This window comes from uncultured Dialister sp. (genome assembly GCF_900538805.1).
In the GTDB taxonomy this organism is placed as follows: domain Bacteria; phylum Bacillota; class Negativicutes; order Veillonellales; family Dialisteraceae; genus Dialister.
Map to the genome: position 1 here is coordinate 1 of NZ_UPZP01000027.1, position 24,907 is coordinate 24,907.

Here is a 24,907-nt window from a genome sequence, read left to right on the forward strand (position 1 = left end):
CAGGCAGAAGTCCTGCAGCATTTCTGAGCCGGGCTCTTGTGTGAGCATAGCCTGCACATTAAGCGAACACCTTAAAGCCTGGCCAGCGGGTGGAGCCGCAGGCGACGGAGGAACAGCGTCAGTTCTTTATTAAGTTCTTCGGTGTTCCTCAGGACTTCGCCCAGCTCCATTCCGGAGAAGGAGCCTGCGTTACGTGCTTACCTTCCGGTCCTCCTCATCATTCTGAGCCCCAGGCGAATAATCTTGGTACCTGCCGATAGTGACGCCCACCAGCCCACTATGCATCCATCTCCTATTTCCTTTCATAATTTCTATGATTTTCACTAATATACCTTATATATTATACTATTTTTATTATATTTTTAAAGCCAATTTTTCTGATTTATTTAAGAAATCTCTGATTCATTGATAGAATCCAATTTTCCCATACTAAAAAAGCACTGATAAAACCGCATTTTTCGGTTATCAGTGCTTTGATTCATTTCCTATTTCTATTTCAGAATTTTTTCACGGCCTATTTCCTTCAGCCAGGCGTTCCATATTTTTTCATAAAGAAGGGCGGCGCCCCGGAACCCTGAGAGGGGAAGGTCTGAGAAGAATCCTTCATCGTAGGAAGGACGGGCGATGTGGAAGAAGACGAAGGATTTCTTCAGCCTCTCCAGCCTTGTGGTTTCATGGCTGCTGGAAAGGACAAGGCCGCCCTTCCAGTTTTCATAGTCCCTCCGGATATCCTCGTCCTCTGCCGTCACCAGGCGGATGATATCAGCCGCTTGGCAGGTTCTGTCAGTGGGAGAAAGGAGGTGGATGGTGAGTTTAGCGGTATCTATCCATTCGCTTCGAAGGGCTTCTGCGATTCCCATCGCTTCCGAAGGCGGCGCTGCCACCAGCACTTCATCGAACCACAGGGAACCCCAGAGAGATTCCAGACCGTTTCCCTTCCGAAGGATTTCTCGGGCCCTTTCCTTTTCTTTGTCCAGGAAGGAGTCTGCCTTTCCAAAGGATAAAATATCCAGTACCTTTTCTACCCATTTCCTGCTTCCCTCAAAGCCGTAGGGAAGACCTACGGACGCATAGGGAATGTGGAAGCGCTTTTCCATTTCCCTGGCCGCCGGAAGGCCCAGCTCATCCCGCACCACCAGATTGAAGGCGGCGGAAGGGGCTTTCATGATTTCCTCCCAGCTGCTGCTGCAGCCCGGCGTAGATATGACATTGACACCGCAGCCACGGAGGATGCGTCGGATTTCCTCTCCGTCCTCCCTGCCCTTCAGGTATACATCGGATAGACCCAGCACATTGACGGATACGGGGATGGTCTTTTCTTCCTTCATTTCCTCCACCACCCGAAGGAAAGCGCGGGCAAAGCCTTCCTCAAAGCGGCCCTTCAGTCCGCCGCTGTCCATGGTATACACCGGCCAGGGCCCGCCGAAGGCTTCTGCAATGCCCTTCACATCGTCGCCAACGAGGCCGGTGCTGCAGTTGTTCTCAATAAAGACCCGTTCTGCCTGCCCCGCGTCCCGGATACGGGATAGTCCTTTGAGGATGTCCTTTTCCGTGCCATATACCATGGACGAAGGCGACGTACCGGTGCAGGTGATGCAACGGGCGGCCCGGTCATTTTCATCGTCCACATATTTCATGGCGTAGAAATAGCACCACAGCGGGCCGTTGATGAGTACAAAGCTTCCCGGTATGGAAGCAAAAAAGGCGGCGGAACCGGTGAGGCCGCAGGTATCATTATGGTGACAGGACGACTCGAATTCACACTTTGACATAGGTCATGCCTCCTTTCCTTCCATGGCGGCAAAGCAGGCGGTATATGGAGGTAAGAAGGGCCATCTCCCCCTCCGTACCTGCCAAGGGCACCATGGGGATAAAGAGCTGCCGGACAGAAGCGCCGTAGATTTCATTGGTGGTGAGGAGAATATCCGCTCCCTCCATGGCCTTCTGCCCCTCTTCTTCACTGTAAACAGGAATGTCTCCCAGTGATGAAATTTCTTTCCTGTTCTCCTCTGCATCCTCCTTCGTGAGGTTGGAGAAAAGCACCACCCCCGCCGGCTTCATATGAAGACTCCTAAGGGAGCAGATGGTGCCGGATGGACGGTACCAGCGTCGTCCACGGCCGATGGCGATGAAGGCCTTCTTTCCCTCCGTCACCGGAAGGAAGGAAGCCACCTGCTGCTCCACCCTTTCCTTTTCCGACCTGATAACGGTCTCTCCTTTTTCCTTTTCGCCAAGGAAATCGGCCAGCTGCCTTATCCAGGTCCATGTATTCTCCAGTCCCAGGGGGTACACAGGGCCCAGAAAGGGAATGCCGTAATCCTTTTCCAGCTGCCGGGCCCTTTCTTCCATTCCCTCCGGCTGTCCCGCCGTCCCCAGCAGGACGGAAAGGGAAGCACTAGGCACCTGGCTCCACTTGGAAAAGGGAACGTAGCCGGGAAACTGGAAATCCGCCGTAAGGCTGAAGAGGGAAAGAAGCCGCTTCACTTCCCGGGCATACTGTCCCTCCGGTCCCATCTGGTCCCCCAGAAGAAGGACACTTCCCTTTTTGTGCTTCTGCTTTTTGAAAAAACGGCGGACCATGGCATCCATGGTTTTATAGTAGCCGTCGGAATATTCGCCGCCAAGGAATCCGGAAAAAGCCATGGACAGCACCGGAATGCCATAGGTTTCCTCCACCTCCCTCGCCTCCTCGTCCACGTCATCACCGATAACGCCGGCCACGCAGGAAGAAGCAATCACAAGGCACTCCGGATGGTAGGTTTTCATCGCATAATCGATACATTCATGAAGCCTTCCGATGCCGCCGAAAATGCTGTCCTTTTCCCGAAGGTTTGAGGAAATCAAAGGTACCGGGTCCCCTTTTTCCGGACAGCCGTCGGCGGAAATGCGGTAATGATTTCCCAGATCCATGGTAGACGCCACGTGGACGCAGCCTGCGGGGCCATGAAATATAACCACGCAGCCCTCATCGTAGGCCACTGCCCGCCACACGCCTGTCATGGTGCAGCTGGCAGGACAGTCCGCCGAAAGAAGCCATTTAGTTTTCAGTGCCATATTGCGCCACCAGATTTTCCAATTCATCAAAACTTATGGGAGTAGGAATGGATTCCACCTCATTGGTAAGGATGGTTTCCGCCAGCTTCCGGTACACCTCTGCCTGTTGAGAATCGGGCGCATACTGCAGCACCGTCTGCCGATGATTTTCCGCCAGATTCACCGTCCGGTCCCGGGGAATAAAAGCAGCCAGACCGGTGTGGAGCCTTCCGGCAAATTCGGTGAGCAGCTCCTTCTCCCCCGGCACATTGCGGCTGTTCCCGATAATCCCTGCCAGCCGCACCTTTCCTCTGGAAGCAAACCGGGCAATGCCTTTGGCAATATTATTGGCCGCATAAAGGGACATGAGCTCGCCGGAAGAAACGATATAGATTTCCTCCGCATACCCCTCACGGATAGGCATGGCAAATCCGCCGCACACCACATCCCCCAGCACATCATAGAGCACCACGTCGCTCTCCGGCAGCGCCTTCATCCGATCCAAAAGCTCCAGGGCCACAATGATGCCCCGGCCTGCACAGCCTACCCCCGGCTCCGGTCCCCCTGCCTCCACACAGGTAACGCCATGAAATCCGGTGTGAATTATATCCTCCTTTTGGATATCCCCGGCATCCTTCGTCCGCAGCATATCCAGCACCGTGGATTTGCAGATATGTCCCAGAAGCAGCCTGGTAGAATCATTCTTCGGGTCACAGCCGATCTGGCACACCCGCTTTCCCATGAGACTTAAAGCAGCGGACACGTTGGAAGCGGTGGTAGACTTCCCGATACCGCCTTTCCCATAAAAAGCAATTTTCCTCATAAAGCTCCTCCTTCATGGAAAAAGATTTTCCTTGTGTATATTATAACAGGAAATTAGAAATGCATGGGATGTGAGGCGGGGAGATTCTTAGGAGTCATTGGCAGAAGGTAGGCATTAATGCATAGGTTCAGAGGGTTCAGAGGGTTCAGAAGGTTCAAAGGGTTCAGAGGGTTGTGGATAGCCGCTTCGCGGCAATGTTTATAAAACCAGCGTTACGGGATTATCTTTTGTGTCTCAAATGCTGCATGGCGTAGAGCCAGAGCCCCCTCCCTTAGGAAGGGGGCTCCGCAGGCAACGGAGGAACACCGTGGATCAGACGATAGAAGTCAGATATCAGACGTCAGACAGCGTTACGTGCTTGCCTTCCCGCCGAACACCGTCATTCTGAACGAAGTGAAGAATCTCGGTACATGCAGCATATGAGACAACCGGTGATAACTGCCGGTCAGCGGGAAGGCTGGCGATTGGCAATCAGGGTAGAATTTCGGACCTATCCTCAGGGCTCTGCCCAGCTCCTTTCTGAGGAAGGAGCCTGCGTCACGTTCTTACCATACTGCCAGTCTGCTGCACCCCAAAATCAAAAACCCCGCTGCGAAAACAGCGGGGGCATTCCTTATTTCAGTATATCTCTGGCAATAGCAAAGGCGGAAAGGGTTTTAGCGTCGTAGATTTCCCCTTTCCGAATCATATCCCATACCTTTTCCAGAGAAATGGGAAGAACATCAAGGAATTCTCCTTCGTCCAGGTGCTGGGCGGTGTGGATGAGGCCGGTGGCCAGGTAGAGGTGGATGGTTTCGTTGCAGAAGCCCGGGGTGGTGTATACGTATCCAAGTTTCTTCAATGTGCCCCGATAGCCGGTCTCTTCTTCCAGTTCCCTGGCAGCGCATGCATCCGGTGTTTCTCCGGGATCCATTTTTCCCGCCGGAATTTCAAGGAGTGCCTCCCCCACCGGATAGCGGTACTGTTTCACAAAAAGCACCTTTCCATCATTGGTGACGGGAATGATGGCAGCGGCGCCGCAGTGGAGAATCACTTCCCTTATGGTCTTCTTCCCTGCCAGTTCCACCTGGTCTTTGAAAAGATGGACAATCTGTCCGTCGTAGATTTCCTCGCGGCTTATCATTTTTTCTTTTTCTACGCTCATAGGTACCTCCCTCATGGAAAAAGCGGCGGATGCTGTCCGCCGCTGGAATGATACAGATATTTATTTTCCCGTGCTTCCCAAGCCGCCGGTCCGAAGGCCCCTGGCTGCATCGCCGTCGGCCTTCAGGTATTTCATGAAAATCCCCTGGGCCACCCGGTCGCCCTTGGAAATATGGAAGGGCTGGGAAGTGGTATTATACACCGCCACCATAATGTGGCCTTCATTGTCCTCATTATTATAGTAGTCGGCGTCGATAATACCGGTGCTGTTTATCAGAATGAGACCATGCTTGATGGCCATGCTGGAACGGATGTAGATAGCCAGGTATTCATCCTCCCCCATATAGGCCTTGAGGCCTGTAGGAATGAGGGTAACTTGGCCCGGCAGGATATCCATATCCCTTCCGCTTTCTATGTCGTAGCCTGCGCTGGAGGCGGTTTTCCTTACGGGAAGACGGATGCCTTCCTTTTCCCAGGCAGAAACGACTTCAAATCCCCGGCTTCTCATTTGTTTTTCTTTTCCAGAAGGAGAGCCTTGCGGGACAGGTTGATGCGGCCCTTATCGTCGATTTCAGTAACCTTCACCATGATTTCATCGCCCACATGGACAATGTCTTCCGGTTTTTCCACACGCTGGAGCGCCAGCTGGGATACATGGACCAGACCTTCCTTGCCCGGCAGGATTTCCACAAATGCGCCGAACTTCATGAGGCGGGTCACGCGGCCCAGGTAAGTTTCGCCTGCTTTGACTTCATGGGTAAGACCTTCCACCATCTTCTTAGCCTGCTGTGCTGCAGCTTCGTCGGTGGAGGAAATATACACATGTCCGTCTTCTTCCACATCCAGTTTGGCTCCCGTTTCATCCTGGATCTTGTTGATGGTCTTGCCGCCGGCACCGATGACATCACGGATTTTTTCCACCGGAATGGTGATAGCAATAATCTTCGGTGCATAGGGAGACAGATGGTCTGCGGGCTTGTCGATGCATTCTGCGATCTTGCCCAGGATGAAGAGACGGCCTTCATGGGCCTGCTTCAGGGCTGCCAGCAGAATGTCACGGGACAGGCCGTGAACCTTGATATCCATCTGGATGGCGGTGACGCCTTTCGCGGTACCGGCTACCTTGAAGTCCATATCGCCCAGCGCATCTTCCATGCCCTGGATATCGGAAAGAATGCTAAACTTGCCGCCGTTTTCAATGAGGCCCATGGCAATGCCTGCTACCGGTGCCTTAATGGGGACGCCGGCATTCATGAGGGACATGGTGCTTCCGCAGACAGAAGCCTGGGAAGAGGAACCGTTGGATTCGAGAATTTCAGAAACTACGCGGATGGCATATGGGAATTCTTCCACCGACGGAATCACCGGACGAAGAGCCCTTTCAGCCAGGGCGCCATGACCGATTTCACGGCGTCCCGGACCTCTGGAACCCTTTGTTTCACCTACGCAGTAGGACGGGAAATTATACTGATGGATGTACCGTTTTTCCGTAATCGGAGTGAGGTCATCGATAATCTGGGTTTCAGACATGGGAGCCAGAGTGGTTACAGAAAGAGCCTGGGTCTGGCCGCGGGTGAAAAGAGCGCTGCCATGAACTCTGGGGAGCAGTCCCACTTCGCAGGTAATGGGGCGGATTTCCGTGAGCTTTCTGCCATCCGGACGGATGCCTTCATTGGAAATAGAATCACGCACAATCTGCTTGGTCAGATGATCAAGGCTTTCAGCCACGTCGGCGCCGTTTTCCGGATAAATATCGGCGAAATGTTCCTTGGCTGCCTTCTTTACAGCGTCAATATTTCCATCTCTTCTCAGCTTGTCGGCATCGAAAATAGCCTTCTTCAGGTCTTCGGTGGCAAAAGCAGCCACTGCGTCGTCGATTTCCTTCGGGACTTCCGGGAACACCAGGGTGCGCTTCGGTTTGCCCACTTCTTCAATAATCTTCTTCTGGAAACGGCACAGTTCCTTAATGGTTTCATGGCCGAACATGATGGCATCCAGCACTTCTTCCTCCGGTGCTTCGTTGGCGCCGCCTTCGACCATCATGATAGCTTCTTCAGAACCGGCAACCGTAATGTTCATGGAAGACTGTGCCAGCTGTTCCTGGGTGGGGTTCACCACATACTTGCCGTCTACCCTGCCGATGCGGACGCCGGCAATGGGGCCGTCCCAGGGAATATCGGAAATGCCGATGGAAGCGGATGCCCCCAGCATGCCGCACAGCTCCGGCGCATTGTCGTAATCCACAGACAGCACCGTAGCCACCACATGCACATCATTGCGGCAGCGTTTATCAAAAAGCGGACGAATCGGACGGTCAATCAGACGGGCATTCAGAATGGCGGAATTTCCCGGACGGCCTTCACGGCGCAGGAATCCCCCAGGCATCTTGCCTACGGCATACATCTTTTCTTCATAATCAACGGTCAAAGGGAAGAAATCGGTCCCTTCCCGCGGTTCCTTGCTGGCAGTGGTAGCCACCAGCACCACCGTATCACCGTATCTTACCAGTACGGCACCATTCGCCTGTTTAGCCATTTTGCCGGTCTCAATAATAAGCGGACGACCGGCCAGGTCCATCTGAAATGTCTTGAACATTCCTTTTCCTCCTGTAATCAATAAATCCTTTTTCACGTATTTTCTTATTATACAGGATACCTATTATAAAGTGAATAGGAATGTTTCACATCAGATGAAAAAGTCCATCATGGCCATCATGGCCGGCAGATACGAAAAAGCAGGAGTACCGCCGTCGGCCCTTCTCCTGCTTGACTTTAATATAAAATTTCTTTTACGTGAGTCTGAAAGGGGTACATATTGGGGTAAAAATATTGCCTGATGGATATGCCGGGTACCGGCTGCTTTCTCAGAACCCCAAATTCCATATCCAGTCATATTTGATAATACCTATATTCCAGGCATTCGTTTCTGTGATATGGTAAATAAATCCTAATCGCCTTTTTTTAACTCCATTCTGCATTCATATGGAAATCAGACTCTCTTTTTTCATACGGTCTAAAGGCTATTATCTATCATAAGTCTAATACATTATTACAAGCGTAATTGCAAAATTGGCAACGTTAGTTCTATTTTGCTCTATTCCCATTTTCGATTTTCTCTTATATAATAGACATAGATGAGAGTTTGGGCAAGGTCTGGGGAGTGGCCACGAAAAAATACCCGGTTCCTGGTCCGGCTGCAAGCCATCTCGCATGGATGAAACCATAAGAGCTCCGGGCTTCGGTCCGTTCGATGCGTTATGAGTTAGTTTTGCTTTACCTGAATAGGCAGCTTCGGTTCATTCCGAGGTCTAAGCGAATAGCCTGAAAGAGTCCATCATCATGATGGAGCGGTGGAAGATTGGCGCATCTGTCTTCTATCCGCCGGGCCTAGCTCTTTCGGGCTTTTCGTGTTGTCTTGAAGCGAACAAAGAGATTTAAATGAAAAACCCCTGCCCTTTTTTACAAAGGACGGTTTTTTTATTGAGGTGGTGAGCCAGCTGATTCTATGATGAAAAATGAGCCATGTCAGGCCCCTGCGGGGCCTCGGCTTTTCTACGAAAAGCCTGCTATCATCCGGCGCCTACGGCGCCACCTTCTTCCAGAGGAAGAAGGCTATACTTGCGTCCCCCTTCCCACCCCGCACTGTCATTCTGAGCCGCAGGCGAAGAATTTTGGTATGCACCGCGTTGGACGCAGAAAAAATTACATGCAGGTGGGCGGGAAGGTTTTCTCATTTGCTTCCTGTCGTAATACTGCAGTCCCTTTCCCTTGAGAAAGAGCCTGCGTAATATGTCAATCTTCCCGCCGACTGGTAGTTATGACCGGATATCTCAAATGTGCCACACACCGAGATCCTTCGCACTGCTCAGGATGACTGTGGGAGGCGGGAAAGATGGTCTCTTCCTGATTTTCCCTTTCAATCCCCTGCTCTGCCATTTCGTTTTCCACTAAAAAAAGACTACCCTTCGGTAGTCTCTTTTTGTGAAATCTTATTTCAGGCGCAGGCCCAGTTTTGCACCGAGAGCTCTGTAGCGTTCGATGTCCTTGCGACGGAGATAGTCCAGCATGTTTCTGCGCTGGCCGACCATTTTCAGCAGGCCGCGGCGGGAATGATGGTCTTTCTTGTGGGACTTCAGATGTTCGGTGAGGAGAGCGATTCTCTTGGAGAGGATAGCAATCTGTACTTCCGGAGATCCGGTGTCGCCTTCATGGACTGCGTAGGTTTCAATGATTTCTTTTTTTGCTTCAGCTGTTAACATAATAGCCTCCTATAAAAATATAAATTGCTGTATCCAGGTCTACGCCGGAGTTGCGATAAACTGGGGTACAGTTCAACCACGTGTAATTATACATGAACGGGCCGTGGATTGCAAGGAAATTCTTACCCCAGAAGAACCCGGTCGCTCATGGCGCCGGAGGTTTCTTCGAATTTCTTCAGCAGGTCGTCGATGGTGAGTTTCTGCTTTTCTTCAGGACTGTAATCTGCAATGATGGTGCCGCTGTTCATCATGATGAGGCGGTTGCCGTATTTCAGGGCATCTCTCATGTTGTGGGTAATCATAAGGGTGGTGAGGTGCTGTTCGTGCACGATTTCATCAGTAATCTTCAGAACTTTGCCTGCAGTCTTCGGGTCCAGGGCTGCCGTAGGTTCATCCAGAAGAAGGATGTCCGGTTTTTTCAGGGTAGCCATGAGGAGGGTCAGTGCCTGGCGCTGGCCGCCGGAGAGGAGGCCGATTCTGGTGGAGAGGCGGTCTTCCAGTCCGAGGCCCAGGCGGGCCACCATGTCCCGGAATTTTTCATGATCACCGGAGGAAAAGGCCCAGCGGAGACGGCGGCTCTCCCCTCTCCGGGAAGCGATGATAAGGTTTTCTTCCACCTGCATGCCGGCGGCGGTACCTTTCAGGGGGTCCTGGAATACCCGGCCGATGTACTTGGCTCTTTTGTATTCACTGACTTTGGTTACATCATTTCCGTTGATTACAATGGTGCCGCTGTCGGGAATGTAGGCACCGGCGATGGAGTTCAGAAGGGTACTCTTGCCTGCACCGTTGCTGCCGATGACGGTGCAGAAATCGCCGTCATTCAGGGTAAGGGAGAGATGGCTCAGGGCCTTTTTTTCATTGGTGGTTCCCTTGAAGAATGTTTTGCTGATATCCGTAACTTTAAGCATAATCAGCCTGCCTTTCCGATATTGACTTTACCCTTAATCATAGGTGCAGCCAGGGCAAGCATGACAAGGATGGCGGTGAAAAGTTTCAGGTCGTTCGGCGGCATGCCCAGGTAGAGCACCACCGCAATGACCACGCGGTAGATGATGGAACCCACCACCACAGCCAGGAGGGAGCCGGAGAAGCTGTCTACACCCAGAATGACTTCGCCGATGATGACGGAGGCCAGGCCGATGACGATGGTGCCGATGCCCATGCCTACGTCTGCAAAGCCATTGTTCTGTGCCACTACGGCGCCGCAGAGACCGATGAGAGCGTTGGAAATGAAGAGGCCCATGATAATCATGGTATCCGTGTTCACGCCCTGGGCCCGTACCATCTGGGGATTATAGCCGGTGGCACGGATGCACATACCCAGTTCCGTACCGAAGAACCAGTAAATAAGGGCGGAAATAATAATCATCAGCACCGCCGGTACGATGAAGGCAGCAGTGGACTGGCTCACATGGAGCAGGCTGGCGGTGGTGGAGAATACGGTATCCACCCGGAGGAGGGAAATATTGGCTTTTCCCATAATATGAAGGTTAATGGAGTAAAGGGCAATCATGGTAAGGATGCCTGCCAGAATGGCGGGAATCTTTAATTTCGTATAGAGAATGCCGGTGACGGTACCTGCAATGAGGCCGCCTGCCGCGCCGGCTGCAATGGCTGCCCAGGGAGAGGCGCCGGAAGCGATGAGGGACGCTGCAATGGCACCGCCAAGGGGGAAGCTGCCTTCGCAGGTCATATCCGGTACGTCAAGTACGCGGAACGATAGAAATACGCCGATGGCCAGAATGGACCACATAAGTCCCTGGGCCACGGTGGAAACTGCTAAATCTGCCATTTGATTTCCTTCCTTTATATTACAAATAATCAGGGTCTTGCAGGCTGTCCGTCATAGAGGTAAAGCTTTCTGGAACGCTGCCACAGATCGCCGGGCAGCGGGATGTTCAGAAGGTTCACCTGTTTCATATTGATAACAATATCCGGATCCTGCTGACGCATGATGGGAATGTCTTCGGGAATGATATCTCCCTTCAGCAGACTGGCTGCGATACGGCCGCCGGAGAAACCCATGCGGTAGTAGCTGGGAGATACAGAAATGACGGCGCCCCGCCGAACCATTTCCGCCTGTTCGCCGATAATGGGAATACCGGCTCCATTCATGACTTTCACGATTTCATCAAAATGGGAAAGAAGGTCCGTGTCTTCCGGCACATAGAGGGCGGTAATATGTCCTACAAGCTTCTGAATCTGGGGCTCCGCCGCCTTGCCTGGCTGATAGGCTACTTCATAAAGGGAAATCCCCTTCTGGGCCGCCACGTCCCGCAGGATGCCTACCTGCAGTGCTGCCGCCGCATCACCGGGGTTATAGAGGATGCCCAGCTTCTGCACCGACATGCAGCGGCCGGCCATGCGGATCTGTGTGAGGATGGCCGGATTGTCCATTATACCGGTAAGGTTATGGTGGCCTTCGAAATCACTGTCCTTTTTGAAATTCATAACTCCCACGCCTACGATGGGAATGCTTTTCGTCACCTTTGCAGCCGCCTTGGCGGAATCGGTGCCTACGGCAATAATTAAATCCTTTTTGTCTCGGGCAAACTTCTTTGCCGCAGCCTCCAGCTTTTTGTCATTGCCCTTGGCCTGCACCATGTCGATTTTGGCCCTGCCGCCTTTGCTGTATCCCTCTGCTTCCAAAGCAGCCAGCACCCCGGCAGTCATCTTGTTCTGTTCAGCCAGGTCATCGGACTGCAGGATGCCGATGGAATATACATTTTTTGCTGCGATAGGAAGTACATCCTCATTCACCGGTTCCGGAGAAGAAGACTGGTACAACATAACGGCCATCGCAATATTGCACACCGCGAAAATAAGCATTAACCACCAAAGCTGTTTCAGTTTTGAAGCCACGACACAAACCCTTTCTCAAAAATCTTAAAACCATAGATAAAGAGTAACCTCCGGTCAAAACGGAAGTTACTCTTCGTCATTTCATGTAAATCGTCAGATCATTTCTGCCCTGTCAAGAACTTCCTTAGGAATCTGGATACCCAGCGTTTCCATTTCACTCTTATTGATGTAAAGCTTCGTCTTGTCCGCTCCTTCTACCGGGAAATCCTTCACTGTCTTATTCCCCTTCAGGATTTCAGCGGCCATCTGGCCTGCCCGGTGTCCGATATCATAGAAACTGATGGACTCGGAAGCCAGCACGCCATTCTTCACGTGCCCCACTTCTGCGCCGTACACCGGAATCTTTTCCCTGTTGGCCACTGCCATAAGGGTGGGGATGGAAGAAGCAATAATGTTATCGGTGGGCACATAAATGGCATCCACCTTACCGCCCAGGAAGCCTTCCGCCACCTGCTGTACATCGTTCACGGAGTTCACCGTCAATTCCACCACATCAATACCCAGGGGCTGGCAGTTTTCTTTCAGATGCTTTGCCTGTACCACGGAATTGATTTCACTAGAATTGTAAATGATACCGATTTTCTTCACATTCGGCTGGATTTCCTTAATCAGCTTCACCTGCTTGTCCACCGGTCCCCGGTCATTGGTGCCGGTCACATTGCTGTCCGGTGCTTTCTCCGACTTCATGAGCTTTGCATTTTCGAAATCGGAAATGGCGGTGCAGATAATCGGAATCTTATCGGTGGCATTGGCCATGGCCTGGGCCGCCGGTGTGGAAATGGCACCGATGAGCTTATAATTGCCGGACACATAACGGTTCGCAATGGCCTTCAGGTTGGACTGGTCACCCTGGGCATTCTGCTGGTCGATTTCCACCTTGTCCTTCAGCCCCGCTTCGTTCAGAGCATCCACAAAGCCCTTATTCGACTCATCCAGCGCCGGGTGCTGCACAATCTGCACAATCCCCACCTTCATCTTGCCGCTGGAACTGCCGCCGCTTCCGCCGCCGCATCCTGCAAAAACACCGGCCGCCATAAGGCCGCATAAACCTACTGCCAGAATCTTTTTCCATTGACTTCCTGCCATTCTACTGTTCCTCCCTTTTTATTTTGCATCCATTCTCCTCCCACCGGCCTCCAGACTCCTGTAAAACTATCCTTCAAACAGCCGGAAAGAGCAGATTTCAGCATTGAACTTGCGATAATTATAGCATATTTTCTGCATAGATACCATGTGAAAAATAGATAAAAGAAAAGCCCGCCTTCGACGGGCCGGGTTCAAAGGGTTCAGAGGGTTCAGAGGGTTCAGAGGGGAAAGGTTCTTAAGATTGACCGGCCCGACGGGCCGGAGGGTTCTTAGGTTTGACGGCGCCTGTGGCGCCGAGGGTTGTGGTGGCCGCTTCGCGGCACTATTTAGCCTCCTTCCTTAGGAAGGAGCTGCCGTTTTGACTCATAAGGAACCGGAAACTCCCTTCTATCTTCTTTCGTCTACCATCTCTCTACTTTCCAGGCACTAAAAAAACGTTTCCCTCTGAAGGAAAACGTTTTTCTATTATTCTTCAACAGTCTTGCTGATGATCTGTTTGCCTTTGTAGTAACCGCATACAGGGCATACATGATGAGGTTTTTTCAGTGCATGGCACTGCGGGCATTCCACAAGACCCGGAACAGTCAGCTTCCAGTTAGCACGTCTCTTATCACGACGGGATCTGGAACTTTTTGTCTTCGGAACCGGCATTCTTAGCACCTCCTTACCTATCGGCCTGCCGCTTGATAGCTCCTGCTGTACATTTCATACAGCGCCTTAAGCTGGTGGATAAAATTATCAACTTCATCATTATACGTGGATAATTCGACTTTGTCAAGGGTTCGCGTTGAAAATGAGCGGGAAGTGTGTAGAAAATCGCGATAATGGAAAGTACGAATGGTTTCTTGTTTCTAGTCCTTTTGTATCCATATCAGTAAATCGCAATCGGCAGTCTGCATGTCTTGCATCTGTCTCCCCCGCCAGACTAGTATTTACCGGCTTTTGTGTCACTATCTTCAAGCACCGAGATTCTTCGCTGGCACTCAGAATGACCGGTCGGGCGGGTTGTCTGAGGTCTGCTGGTCTCATGTCTTGCTTCTATTCCTCCCGCCAGACCGGTATTTACCGGCTTTTATGTCACTATCGACAGGCACCGAGATTCTTCGCTCCGCTCAGAATGACCCCTCTGGCGGGTGGTCTGAGACCTGCCGGTCCGATGTTTTGCTTCTGTCCCCCGCCAGACCGGTATTTACCGACTTTTGTGTCACTATCGTCAAGCACCGAGATTCTTCGCTGACGCTCAGAATGACCGCCCGGCGGGACGTCTGATAGTCTGATGTCTGTCCTCTGTTATCTATCTTCTATCTTCTCTTCCTCCACCTTCTGTCCATTAATGACCATCTGCTTTTCATCTTTCCTCATATGGAAGAAGCGGTACACCGCTTCGGCGGCTCTTTTGTTCATGCCGGGGACCTGGGCCAGTTCTTCTGCGGTGGCTTTCCGCATTTCGTCCAAAGAGCGGAAGGCGTGCCAGAGGGCGTTTCTTCTGGTGGGGCCGATACCTTCGATGTGGTCCAGTATGGATTCCGTATTTCTTTTATTTGTCCATTTCCTGTGGTAGGTGATGACGAAGCGGTGGGCTTCGTCGCGGATGAACTGGAGGAGCTGGAGCGCCGGTTCGTGGTGGTCCAGGATGATGGGTTCTTCAGATCCTTCCACGTAGATTTCTTCGATTCTCTTGGCCAGGCCAATCACCGGGGCGTCGCAGCCGGCTTCGCGGATGGCGGGAAGGGCGGCGTGGAGCTGGCCCAGGCCGCCATCCAGGACGATGAGGTCCGGGGCCGGCCAGTCTTTGTGGTTTCCATAGCGGCGGCCCATGACTTCCGCCATGGATTTGAAGTCGTCGGCGTGGCCCTGGGTGGTCTGGAGTTTGAATTTCCTGTATTCCCGCTTAGCCGGGCGGCCGTGTTCAAAGACCACCATGGAGCCGGTGGTTTCAGCGCCCTGGTCATGGGAAATATCGAAGCATTCCATCCTTTCCGGCAGTCTGGGCAGATGGAGCAGGTCTTTCAGCTTTTTCACAGCCCCCTGTTCCCGGGCGTCCTGGTATTCCCACTGCAGTTTCTTGTCGGAGAGGTACTTGGCGGCATTGGCCATGGCCATGTCTTTCAGGCGGCGCTTGAAGCCCCGCTGGGGCAGGATGAGACTCACTTCGCTGCCCCGGAGTTTTGTCATCCACGAGGCAATGAGGCCCATTTCCGCCGGAAGAAGAGGCAGGATGATTTCTTTGGGAATGGAGGTGGGATTGGCGCCGTAGAAATCGCGGATGAAGGCGGTCACGATTTCTTCGTCCGTTTCGTTCTCACTTTCCGGTATGCTGAAGTTTTCCTTGCCCACCATGCGGCCGTAGCGGATATAGAAGACTTCCAGACCCGCATGGCTGCCGTCTCTCGCATAGCCCACCACGTCAAAGTCTCCTTCATTGGCCACGATGTGCTGACGCTGCTGTACGGATTCTATGGCCCGCACCTGGTCCCGGAATTTGGCAGCCAGTTCATAGTCCATTTTTTCCGAAGCGTCCATCATTTTCCGTTTCAGTTCCTTTACCAGTTCCGTGCTTTTTCCTTCAAAAAGGTCGCACACCGTGCGGACGTAAGAATCGTAGTCTTCCTTTGAGCAGAGCTCAAAGCAGGGAGCGGCACAGAGATGGAGGTGGTACTGGAGGCAGGGCCTCGGCACCTTCATGGAGCGGCAGTTCCGGATGGGATAGTAGCGGCGCAGGAGGCTCAATGTGGTGCGAAGGCTTCCCACGTCGGTGAAAGGGCCGAAGTAGCGTGCACCGTCGTCGTGTCGGATGTTTCTTGTCACGAAAATGCGGGGCCATTCTTCGTTGGTGGTGATTTTCACATAGGGATAGGATTTGTCGTCCCGAAGGGAAATATTGTACTTCGGATGGATTTCCTTGATGAGGTTACATTCCAGAATGAGGGCTTCCATTTCCGTGGCGGTCATGGTGATATCCAGGTCTTCCGCATGGCGTATCATGGCCGCCACCTTCGGGGAGCGGTTCTTGTCCTCCCGCACATAGGAGCGCACCCGGTTCTTCAGGTTCTTCGCCTTTCCTACGTAAATAATCCGGCCGTCCTTGTCTTTCCAGCGGTAGACGCCGGGAGAGTCCGGCAGGGCTTCCACTTTGGCTCGGATTTTATCGTTTACGTCAATCATTTTCATGGGCTTTCATCACTTCCCTCGTCCTTTCCATCACCGGAAGGAGGTACTGGCCAGTATAGGAACGCTTCACGCAGCATATGTCCTCCGGCGTGCCGCAGGCCACCACTTCGCCGCCTTTGTCGCCCCCTTCGGGGCCCAGGTCGATGATATAGTCCGCCACCTTCACCACGTCCAGGTTATGTTCAATGACCACCACCGTATTTCCCTGGTCCACCAGTTTCTGCAGCACAATGAGCAGCTTCCGAATGTCTTCGGAATGAAGGCCGGTGGTCGGTTCGTCCAGAATGTAAAGGGTGTCGCCGGTGCCGCGGCGCATGAGTTCCGTGGCCAGCTTCACGCGCTGGGCTTCGCCGCCGGACATGGTGGTAGCAGGCTGGCCAAGATGGATGTAACCAAGCCCCACTTCCTGCAGGGTTTCCAGTTTGCGGAGGATTTTCGGATGGTTTTCAAAGAAGGGCACCGCTTCATCCACTGTCATGTTGAGGACTTCGGAAATATTTTTCCCCTTGTAGCGAACCTCCAGGGTCTCCCTGTTGTACCGGGCGCCGTGGCATACTTCGCAGGGCACATATACGTCGGAGAGGAACTGCATTTCAATCTTGATAATGCCATCGCCATGGCAGGCTTCGCAGCGGCCGCCTTTGATGTTGAAACTGAAACGTCCCGGCTTGTAGCCTCTCATCTTGGCTTCCGAGGTCTGGCTGAAGAGTTCCCGGATATCATTGAAAACGCCGGTGTAGGTGGCAGGATTGGACCGGGGCGTGCGGCCGATGGGCTGCTGGTCAATGTCGATAATCTTATCCACATATTCTGCCCCTTCCATGGAGTCGTGCTTTCCTTCGGCATAGGAGGTGTGATTCTTGATGTTGGACAGGCCCTGGTAAAGGATTTCATTCACAAGGGTACTCTTACCGGAGCCGGACTCGCCGGTGACCACCGTGAAGGCCCCCAGCGGGAAGGAAACGTCGATATGCTTCAGGTTATGCTCCGACGCCCCTTTGATGGTAAGAAATAGGCCGTTTCCCTTTCTTCTATGCGCCGGCAGGGGAATATATTTCTCTCCCCGAAGGTAGGCACCGGTAATGGATTTCTTCGATTTCTTAATATCCTCCGGCGTTCCTTCCGCCACTACATATCCCCCGTTTTCGCCGGCGCCGGGGCCGATATCCACTACCCAGTCGGCGGTGCGGATGGTATCTTCATCGTGTTCCACCACAATCAATGTATTTCCCAGATCCCGCATGCCCTTCAGGGTAGCCAGGAGCTTGTCATTATCCCGCTGGTGAAGGCCAATGGACGGTTCATCCAGAATATACAGCACCCCCACGAGACCGGAGCCTATCTGGGTGGCCAAGCGGATGCGCTGGGCCTCGCCGCCGGACAGGGTGGATGCTCCCCGGGACAGGGTAAGGTACTCCAGCCCCACGTTGGACAGGAAAGTGAGCCTGCTCTTCACTTCCCGAAGAATCTGGTCCGCAATGATTTTTTCCTTATCCGTAAGCTCCAGCTTTTCCAGGAAGGGCAGGAGCTCGGAAACGGGCATATCCGATATTTCCGCAATATTCTTACCGCCCACCCGGAATGCCAGGCTTTCAGGACGAAGCCTGGCGCCATGGCAGACTGGACAGGGCTTTTCAATGAGGTAGTTGGCAAGGGATTCCTTCATTTTATCCGTCCAGGCTTCTTCATACCGCCTTTTCGTCATAGGTACAAGCCCTTCAAACTGGCGCTGGTAGGTTTTCGTCTCTCCATCCTGGTTGGTGTAGGAGAAAGTGAGTACTTCCCTGCCGCCATACTTAAATTCCTCCTGTCCCTCTTCGGGCAGGTCATCGAAACAGGCGTCCATGGTGAGGCCGTAGGATTTCAAAAAGGCGTCCAGCTGCTTGTAGAGCCAGCTTTCCCTGTTATAAGGGAAAGGACGAATGGCTCCCAGACGGAAGGTCTGCTTATGGTCCGGAAGAATTCGTTTGAAATCTGCTTCCAGAGAAGAGCCCAGCCCCATGCACGCCGGGCAGGCGCCGAAGGGGTTATTGAAGGAAAAAATGCGGGGCTCCGGTTTCGGCAGGGAAATGCCGCAGTCCGGGCAGGCAAAGTGGGTGCTGAAGAGATAATCCTTCCCCCCCGGCACGGCCCCCACCATGGTGCCGTCTCCCAGTTTCAGCGCTTCTTCCACGGAATCCGTAAGGCGGCGCACAATACCATCCTTAATAATAATGCGGTCCACCACCACTTCGATGGTGTGCTTCTTATTCTTTTCCAGTTCGATTTCATCAGAAAGGGACAGCACCTGCCCGTCCACCCGGACCCGGACGTACCCTTCCTTCCGAAGCTCTTCCAGAAGCTTCTTGTGGGTGCCCTTCTTCTGCACCGCCACAGGGCCCAATATCATGAGCTTCGTTCTGTCCCCCAGGGCTGTGAGGGAGTCTACGATCTGGTCCACCGTCTGCCGCTGGATAGGGCGGCCGCAGTGTGGACAGAATGCCCGACTGGCATGGGCAAAGAGCATGCGGAGATAATCGTGGATTTCCGTCACCGTACCTACGGTGGAGCGTGGATTATGGCTGGTGGATTTCTGGTCGATGGAAATGGCCGGCGAAAGACCGGAAATCTTATCCACATCGGGCTTATTCATCTGCCCCAGAAACTGGCGGGCATAGGCAGACAGGGATTCCACATACTTCCGCTGTCCCTCCGCATAAATGGTATCAAAAGCAAGGGACGACTTTCCGGAGCCTGAAAGTCCTGTAAATACGATGAGCTTATTCCGGGGCAGGGTGAGGTCGATGTTCTTCAGGTTATTCTGCCTGGCCCCGTGAATGACAATTCCTTTTTCCATTCTATTCCTTTCTTATGATGTAAGTGTCACAAGTTGATGATTGATTGTATGTGATTATGGGTTCAAAGGGTTCTGCGCCCTTTGGGCGCAGAAGGTTCTAAGAGGAAGGTTGACGGGCCCTTCGGGCCCGAAGGTTATGGCCAACTTCGTCGGCAGGTTGTATAGAAAGGTTGTGTTCGCTCCCCCTTTGGGGCCTGTGGGCGCCGCCTTTCCCCTAAAGGGGCACTATGGATGCTAAGCAGCATCCCCTATTTTAACCCGGGGCCGCTTTGCGGCCCCTTATATTTTCTTCTTCATAGGCCGGTTGATTCTCTTTTTCCCGGCGCTCACTCTTTTCAACGCAGCGTCGGCGCGGGAGCCGTAGCGGTCGGTCCACAGCTGTCGCAGTTTGGCCAGCTGGTCCCGCCACATGGCGGCTTCTTCAAATTCCAGGGATTTGGCAGCCCGTTTCATGTCCTTTTCGGTCTGCTGCATCTGCATGTACAGTTCTTCGTCGGACATTTCATCCTTTTTGGCAGGCGTTTTGCCGTAATCTCCCGTCTTTTCCTCTATCTTGGTCAGGTCGATGAGGTCCTTCACCCGCTTCTGCACCGTGTGAGGGATAATGTGGTGTTCCTTATTATAGGCCTCCTGGATGGTGCGGCGGCGGTTGGTCTCATCGATGGCGTATTTCATAGATTTCGTCACCCTGTCGGCGTACATGATGACATGGCCGTGCTCATTTCTGGCAGCCCGGCCGATGACCTGAATCATGGAGGTCTCGGAGCGGAGGAACCCTTCCTTGTCCGCATCCAGAATGGCCACCAGCGATACTTCCGGCATATCCAGCCCCTCACGGAGCAGGTTGATGCCCACCAGCACATCAAAAACGCCGGCACGAAGATCGCGGATGATTTCCGCTCTTTCAATGGTGGCCACATCGGAGTGAAGGTACCGCACCTTCACCCCCGCTTCCGTGAGGAAATCGGTGAGATCTTCCGCCATTTTCTTGGTGAGGGTAGTGATGAGCACCCTTTCATGGGCGTCCTCCCGCTTGTGGATTTCACCAAGGAGATCATCCATCTGCCCTTCAATGGGCCGCACTTCAATGCTGGGATCCAGAAGTCCCGTGGGTCGGATAATCTGCTCCGCCAGATTCGTCTGTACCCCCATTTCATAGGGCCCCGGCGTGGCGGATACGTAAATAATCTGGTTGATTCGTTCCGTAAATTCATCAAAGGTGAGAGGCCTGTTATCCAGTGCGCTGGGCAGGCGGAAGCCATAGTCCACCAGGGTGCGCTTTCTGGACTGGTCGCCGTTGTACATGGCCCGGAGCTGGGGCACCGTGACGTGGGATTCGTCGATCATAATGAGGAAATCGTCAGGGAAATAGTCAAGCAGCGTGTACGGCGGCTCCCCCGGTTTCCTGTCCGACATGTGGCGGGAATAGTTTTCGATGCCTGAACAGTACCCCACTTCCTGCATCATTTCCAGGTCATAATTCGTCCGCTGCTCCAGCCGCTGGGCTTCCAGGAGCTTGCCCTGGTCCCGGAGCTCCTTCAGCCTGCCGTCCAGTTCCTTTTCAATGGAGCCGATGGCTCTCCTCAGCTTATCCGAACTGGTGACGTAATGGGACGCCGGGAAAATGCCGATATGGTTCCGTTCCGCCACGGTCTCTCCGGTGAGCACGTCAAATTCCGTGAGGGAATCCACTTCGTCACCGAACATTTCAATCCGCACGGCCACATTATTTTCAGAAGCCGGAAATACATCAATCGTATCTCCCCGCACCCGAAAGGTATCTCTGGTGAAATTCATATCATTCCGCATGTACTGCATATTCACCAGTTTTTCGATAATCTTGTCCCTTTCGATTTCTTCCCCCGGCCGAAGGGATAAGCCCATGGTACTGTAGTCCTCGGGGTCCCCCAAACCGTAAATGCAGGACACCGACGCCACGATGATGACATCCTTCCGCTCAAACAAAGCCATGGTGGCGGAATGGCGCAGCCTGTCAATTTCCTCATTTCTAGAAGAATCCTTCTCTATATAGGTATCCGTCTGGGGCACATAGGACTCCGGCTGGTAATAATCGTAGTAACTAACGAAATAGTACACCGCGTTGTCCGGGAAGAAATCCTTGAACTCGCTGGCTGTCTGGGCTGCCAGGGTCTTGTTTGGTGAAATAATCAAAGTCGGCCGCTGCACCTCTTCAATCACCTTGGCCATGGTAAAGGTCTTGCCCGTGCCGGTGGCCCCCAGGAGCACCTGGGCCCACTGCCCCTCATTCAGCCCCTGCACCAGCGACTTCACCGCCTTCGGCTGGTCCCCGGTAGGCTGGAAAGGCGCTTTCAGTTTGAAAGGAACCATGGGCTCCATATACTGCCTTTGTATCCTGCTTCTATCCATAAATTTCCTCTTTCATTTCAAACCGATAAAGAAAAATGAAACCATTCAAAATGAACAGTTTCATAATCGACATATTTCTATCTTCAATTATAACATGACAGGCAAGAGATTGTTCATCTATTTGACACGCCTTCGGCGTGAGGGTTCAGCGCCATTTGGGCGCGAAGGTTCTTAAGATTGACCGGCCTTCGGCCGGAGGATTCTTAGGTTTGACAGCCCTTCGGGCTGAGGGTTGTGGTATCGCCGAAGGGGGCCGCTGCGCGGCCCAGGTTCAGAGGGTTCAAAGGGTTCAAAAGGTTCAAAAGGTTCAAAAGGTTCAAAAGGTTCAGAGGGGAAGGTATCGCCCGGTGGGCGATGAGTATATAGTCAGCGTTACGGGATTAACCTTTGTGTCTCCAGTGCTGCATGACGAAGAGCCGTAGCCTCCTTCCACAGGCAGAAGCCCTGCAGAGGGCTTCTGAGCCGGGCTCTTGTGTGAGCATAGCCTGCACATTAAGCGAACACCTTAAAGCCCGGCCAGCAGGTGTCGCCGATAGGCGACGGAGGATAGGGGCGTCAGGTCTTAGCTCTCAGATGCTCGGTGTTCCTCAGGACTTCCCCCAACTCTTTCCCGGTGAAGGATTCCCTATTGAATCAAACAAACCCGAAAACTATCCGAATCCTCTATCGTCTAACCTCTATCCTCCCCATTACAAAAGCATCGGATTCTTCTGTATCCGATGCTCTGCATTTATATCTGCACGCCCTTCTGTATGCGGCTGATGGCTTCCTTGGCCGCTCTCTGGGCTGCTTCTTTTTTATTTTTTCCCTTGCCGGTGCCAAAGTCTTTGCCGTTGATGGTAATCTTCATCCAGATAGTTTTATCGTGGTCCGGGCCTTCGTCGCGGATAACTTCGTAGCGGATTTCCGCATCCCTGTGCTTCTGCACCAGTTCCTGCAGGTCCGTTTTGTAGTCATGGTCATAGTTGCCTTCATCGATGAGGTCCAGGTATTTCTTCAGGTGGCCCAGGATGAAGCGGGCTGCCACTTCGTAGTTGTTATCCAGGTAGATGGCGCCGATAACCGCTTCGAAGGCGTCGCCCAGAATGGAGACTCTGGTGCGGCCGCCGGACATTTCTTCTCCCCTGCCCAGGCGCATGTAGTCGCCGATATGAAATTTGGCGGCGCATTCAGCGCAGGCCGGTTTGCATACGGCACTGGCTTTGGCGCGGGTCAGATTTCCTTCGGGCCAGGTGGGGAAGCGGAGGAAAAGGTATTCCCCTACCACCAGGTCAAGCACCGCATCTCCCAGGAATTCCAGCCTTTCGTTATCGTGAATCACTTCTCCCTTATGCTCGTTGGCATAGGAGGTATGAGTGAGGGCTGTATTCAGGAGCTGAATGTTCTGGACGGGGATGTTGTTTTCCTCTGCAAATTTCCTTACTTCTTCAAGACGTTCCTTACGCCTTGTTTCTGCATGGCTCATTCTTCATAGCGCCTCATGAGTACCACCGCATTGTGTCCGCCGAAGCCGAAGGCATTGGACATGGTGACATCTACTTTCACGTCTCTCGGTCCTTCCGGTACATAGTCCAAGTCGCATTCGGGATCCGGAGTCTTGAGATTCAGGGTCTGGTGAACTTTATTATGTTCAATGGACAGTACGCACACAATAGCTTCGATGGCACCGGCTGCACCCAGCAGATGGCCGGTCATGGATTTGGTAGAATTGATAACCACGTCATAGGCATGTTTGCCAAGTACGTCTTTGATGGCCTTTGTTTCGTTCTTATCGTTAAGGCCGGTGGATGTGCCGTGGGCATTGATGTAGTCAATGTCATCCGGGGAAATGCCTGCATCGTCGATGGCTTTCTTCATGCAGCGGGCTGCCAGTTCTCCGCCGGGACGGGGAGCGGTGATGTGGTAGGCATCGCCGTTGGAGCCATAGCCGATGACTTCGGCATAAATGTGGGCGCCTCTCTTCTTTGCGTGTTCCAGTTCTTCCAGAATGAGCACGCCGCTGCCTTCGCCCAGAACGAAGCCGTCTCTTCTTACATCAAAGGGACAGGAAGCTTCTTCCGGTGGGCATTCGCGGGAGGAAAGGGCCTTCATGGCAGCAAATCCTGCCATAGGGGTCTTTGCTACAGCAGCTTCAGTACCGCCGGCAAACATGACATCGGCGTCGCCGTACTGGATGGTTCTGGTGGCGCGGCCGATGGCGTTATTTCCGGAAGCGCAGGCGGTCACGTCTGCCAGTACCGGTCCCATGAGGCCGAAGTTGATGGAAACCTGGCCGGCTGCCATGTTGGCAATCATCATAGGAACGGCGAAGGGATTCACCTTGGTCGGTCCCTTGGTGTCGATGCGGTGTACCGTTTCTTCCATGGTGTTGATGCCGCCGATGCCGGTGCCGATGATGGTGCCCACGCGGTCCGGATTTTCCGTGCTCATATCGAGCTTGGCGTCTTCCACAGCCATTTTGGCAGCGGCCACGGCAAACTGTACATTCCGGTCCATGTGGCGGACAGCTTTCCTGTCTCCCACATATTTCACAGCGTCAAAATCCTTCACTTCACCGGCAATGCGTACGGGGAATCCTTCCGTATCAAATTCCGTGATAGGGCCGATGCCGGATTTGCCGGCCATCAGCGCATTCCAGAATTCCTCTGTCCCGATGCCTAACGGGGAAACCACACCCATACCTGTTATAACGACTCTTCTTTTTTCCATATAAGGAGCACCTCACAAATAAAATAATTTCCGAATATTCTTCACGAAAGGATAAAACCTCAAAAAAACGGATGACAACGGACCGGTAATCCGCTTTTTTGAGGCATTTTCCCCCATCATACTGGTTTGCCGGGGAAACAGCTTCCCCGGCCCCATTATGACTATGACTTTCTGATTACTGAATCTGGCTGTCGATGTAGTCTACAGCGTTCTTTACAGTTTTAATCTTTTCAGCAGCATCATCCGGAATTTCGATGTCGAATTCTTCTTCAAATGCCATGATCAGTTCAACGATGTCGAGGGAATCAGCGCCCAGGTCGTCAATGAAAGTAGAATCGATGGTTACGTCAGCTTCGTTTACACCCAGCTGGTCAACAACGATTTTCTTTACTCTGTCAAAAGTGCTCATTATGATTTCACCACCTTTCATTGGGAAATGTACCTTTCTGATTATATTACAACCACGGGAGCTTGTCACCTGTTTTCCAAAATAAACTGCTTTTTAGGCAGAATCTCATTAAGGAAGCGCTGATTAAATCGTTATCGGATTTCATTCTTGTATTTTTATTCAATGCAAGGAATCAGTCGACGCGAA

18 protein-coding genes are annotated in these 24,907 nt (G+C 52.7%); all 18 read right to left on the reverse strand.

All coding sequences use genetic code 11. The features are described 5' to 3' along the window. Positions 1-491: 491 nt before the first annotated feature. On the reverse strand, positions 492-1,772 hold the full coding sequence (locus QZQ29_RS04055; RefSeq protein ID WP_296959999.1) for a nitrogenase component 1: 1,281 nt from the start codon (positions 1,770-1,772) through the stop codon (positions 492-494). Further along, a complete protein-coding gene (locus tag QZQ29_RS04060) occupies positions 1,759-3,054 on the reverse strand; it encodes a nitrogenase component 1 (RefSeq protein ID WP_296960002.1) in 1,296 nt (431 codons plus the stop codon). Before QZQ29_RS04060 ends, QZQ29_RS04055 begins: the two co-directional genes overlap by 14 nt. After that, on the reverse strand, positions 3,038-3,856 hold the full coding sequence (locus QZQ29_RS04065) for a nitrogenase iron protein NifH (protein ID WP_296960004.1): 819 nt from the start codon (positions 3,854-3,856) through the stop codon (positions 3,038-3,040). The genes QZQ29_RS04060 and QZQ29_RS04065 overlap by 17 nt, the downstream gene beginning before the upstream one ends. 613 nt (positions 3,857-4,469) lie before the next feature. Further along, on the reverse strand, positions 4,470-5,000 hold the full coding sequence (locus tag QZQ29_RS04070) for an NUDIX hydrolase (protein ID WP_296960006.1): 531 nt from the start codon (positions 4,998-5,000) through the stop codon (positions 4,470-4,472). Between the two features lie 60 nt (positions 5,001-5,060). Then, positions 5,061-5,507: a dUTP diphosphatase gene (gene dut / locus QZQ29_RS04075; RefSeq protein ID WP_296960010.1), complete on the reverse strand. Its 447-nt coding sequence runs from the start codon at positions 5,505-5,507 to the stop codon at positions 5,061-5,063. Beyond that, positions 5,504-7,594 (reverse strand): polyribonucleotide nucleotidyltransferase, encoded by a 2,091-nt coding sequence (locus tag QZQ29_RS04080; RefSeq protein ID WP_296960013.1) that lies wholly within the window; start codon positions 7,592-7,594, stop codon positions 5,504-5,506. Before QZQ29_RS04080 ends, dut begins: the two co-directional genes overlap by 4 nt. 1,393 nt (positions 7,595-8,987) lie before the next feature. Continuing rightward, the gene (gene rpsO / locus QZQ29_RS04085; RefSeq protein ID WP_366208937.1) at positions 8,988-9,257 is read right to left on the reverse strand and encodes a 30S ribosomal protein S15; all 270 of its coding nucleotides are present in this window, start codon (positions 9,255-9,257) and stop codon (positions 8,988-8,990) included. Between the two features lie 122 nt (positions 9,258-9,379). Further along, the gene (locus QZQ29_RS04090; RefSeq protein ID WP_296960015.1) at positions 9,380-10,168 is read right to left on the reverse strand and encodes an ABC transporter ATP-binding protein; all 789 of its coding nucleotides are present in this window, start codon (positions 10,166-10,168) and stop codon (positions 9,380-9,382) included. Positions 10,169-10,170: 2 nt separating this feature from the next. Next, on the reverse strand, positions 10,171-11,052 hold the full coding sequence (locus QZQ29_RS04095) for an ABC transporter permease (protein WP_296960018.1): 882 nt from the start codon (positions 11,050-11,052) through the stop codon (positions 10,171-10,173). A gap of 29 nt (positions 11,053-11,081) precedes the next feature. Next, complete coding sequence (locus tag QZQ29_RS04100) at positions 11,082-12,050, reverse strand: ABC transporter substrate-binding protein (protein WP_296960021.1); 969 nt, start codon at positions 12,048-12,050, stop codon at positions 11,082-11,084. A gap of 165 nt (positions 12,051-12,215) precedes the next feature. Beyond that, positions 12,216-13,208, reverse strand: a complete 993-nt coding sequence (locus tag QZQ29_RS04105; protein ID WP_296960024.1) for an ABC transporter substrate-binding protein — start codon at positions 13,206-13,208, stop codon at positions 12,216-12,218. Positions 13,209-13,673: 465 nt separating this feature from the next. Next, on the reverse strand, positions 13,674-13,859 hold the full coding sequence (rpmF, locus tag QZQ29_RS04110) for a 50S ribosomal protein L32 (RefSeq protein WP_008858833.1): 186 nt from the start codon (positions 13,857-13,859) through the stop codon (positions 13,674-13,676). A 639-nt stretch (positions 13,860-14,498) separates the two neighbouring features. Next, a complete protein-coding gene (gene uvrC / locus QZQ29_RS04115; RefSeq protein WP_296960028.1) occupies positions 14,499-16,379 on the reverse strand; it encodes an excinuclease ABC subunit UvrC in 1,881 nt (626 codons plus the stop codon). After that, on the reverse strand, positions 16,366-19,215 hold the full coding sequence (gene uvrA, locus QZQ29_RS04120; protein WP_296960031.1) for an excinuclease ABC subunit UvrA: 2,850 nt from the start codon (positions 19,213-19,215) through the stop codon (positions 16,366-16,368). The genes uvrC and uvrA overlap by 14 nt, the downstream gene beginning before the upstream one ends. A 279-nt stretch (positions 19,216-19,494) precedes the next feature. After that, positions 19,495-21,603 (reverse strand): excinuclease ABC subunit UvrB, encoded by a 2,109-nt coding sequence (uvrB, locus tag QZQ29_RS04125; RefSeq protein WP_296960034.1) that lies wholly within the window; start codon positions 21,601-21,603, stop codon positions 19,495-19,497. Between the two features lie 730 nt (positions 21,604-22,333). Continuing rightward, on the reverse strand, positions 22,334-23,068 hold the full coding sequence (gene rnc, locus QZQ29_RS04130) for a ribonuclease III (RefSeq protein WP_296960036.1): 735 nt from the start codon (positions 23,066-23,068) through the stop codon (positions 22,334-22,336). After that, on the reverse strand, positions 23,065-24,312 hold the full coding sequence (gene fabF / locus QZQ29_RS04135; protein WP_296960038.1) for a beta-ketoacyl-ACP synthase II: 1,248 nt from the start codon (positions 24,310-24,312) through the stop codon (positions 23,065-23,067). Before fabF ends, rnc begins: the two co-directional genes overlap by 4 nt. A gap of 175 nt (positions 24,313-24,487) precedes the next feature. Next, positions 24,488-24,721, reverse strand: coding sequence for an acyl carrier protein (locus QZQ29_RS04140; protein ID WP_008858827.1), 234 nt, complete (start codon positions 24,719-24,721; stop codon positions 24,488-24,490). Positions 24,722-24,907 lie beyond the last annotated feature (186 nt).

Coding starts and splice junctions, on each gene's coding strand:
- rnc (WP_296960036.1), bottom strand. CDS start 23,068: ATGAGCCATGCAGAAACAAGGCGTAAGGAACGTCTTGAAGAAGTAAGG.
- QZQ29_RS04100 (WP_296960021.1), bottom strand. CDS start 12,050: ATGTTGTACCAGTCTTCTTCTCCGGAACCGGTGAATGAGGATGTACTT.
- QZQ29_RS04070 (WP_296960006.1), bottom strand. CDS start 5,000: ATGAGCGTAGAAAAAGAAAAAATGATAAGCCGCGAGGAAATCTACGAC.
- uvrC (WP_296960028.1), bottom strand. CDS start 16,379: ATGAAAATGATTGACGTAAACGATAAAATCCGAGCCAAAGTGGAAGCC.
- dut (WP_296960010.1), bottom strand. CDS start 5,507: ATGAGAAGCCGGGGATTTGAAGTCGTTTCTGCCTGGGAAAAGGAAGGC.
- QZQ29_RS04065 (WP_296960004.1), bottom strand. CDS start 3,856: ATGAGGAAAATTGCTTTTTATGGGAAAGGCGGTATCGGGAAGTCTACC.
- QZQ29_RS04055 (WP_296959999.1), bottom strand. CDS start 1,772: ATGTCAAAGTGTGAATTCGAGTCGTCCTGTCACCATAATGATACCTGC.
- QZQ29_RS04140 (WP_008858827.1), bottom strand. CDS start 24,721: ATGAGCACTTTTGACAGAGTAAAGAAAATCGTTGTTGACCAGCTGGGT.
- QZQ29_RS04095 (WP_296960018.1), bottom strand. CDS start 11,052: ATGGCAGATTTAGCAGTTTCCACCGTGGCCCAGGGACTTATGTGGTCC.
- uvrA (WP_296960031.1), bottom strand. CDS start 19,215: ATGGAAAAAGGAATTGTCATTCACGGGGCCAGGCAGAATAACCTGAAG.
- uvrB (WP_296960034.1), bottom strand. CDS start 21,603: ATGGATAGAAGCAGGATACAAAGGCAGTATATGGAGCCCATGGTTCCT.
- QZQ29_RS04105 (WP_296960024.1), bottom strand. CDS start 13,208: ATGGCAGGAAGTCAATGGAAAAAGATTCTGGCAGTAGGTTTATGCGGC.
- QZQ29_RS04060 (WP_296960002.1), bottom strand. CDS start 3,054: ATGGCACTGAAAACTAAATGGCTTCTTTCGGCGGACTGTCCTGCCAGC.
- QZQ29_RS04080 (WP_296960013.1), bottom strand. CDS start 7,594: ATGTTCAAGACATTTCAGATGGACCTGGCCGGTCGTCCGCTTATTATT.
- fabF (WP_296960038.1), bottom strand. CDS start 24,312: ATGGAAAAAAGAAGAGTCGTTATAACAGGTATGGGTGTGGTTTCCCCG.
- rpsO (WP_366208937.1), bottom strand. CDS start 9,257: ATGTTAACAGCTGAAGCAAAAAAAGAAATCATTGAAACCTACGCAGTC.
- rpmF (WP_008858833.1), bottom strand. CDS start 13,859: ATGCCGGTTCCGAAGACAAAAAGTTCCAGATCCCGTCGTGATAAGAGA.
- QZQ29_RS04090 (WP_296960015.1), bottom strand. CDS start 10,168: ATGCTTAAAGTTACGGATATCAGCAAAACATTCTTCAAGGGAACCACC.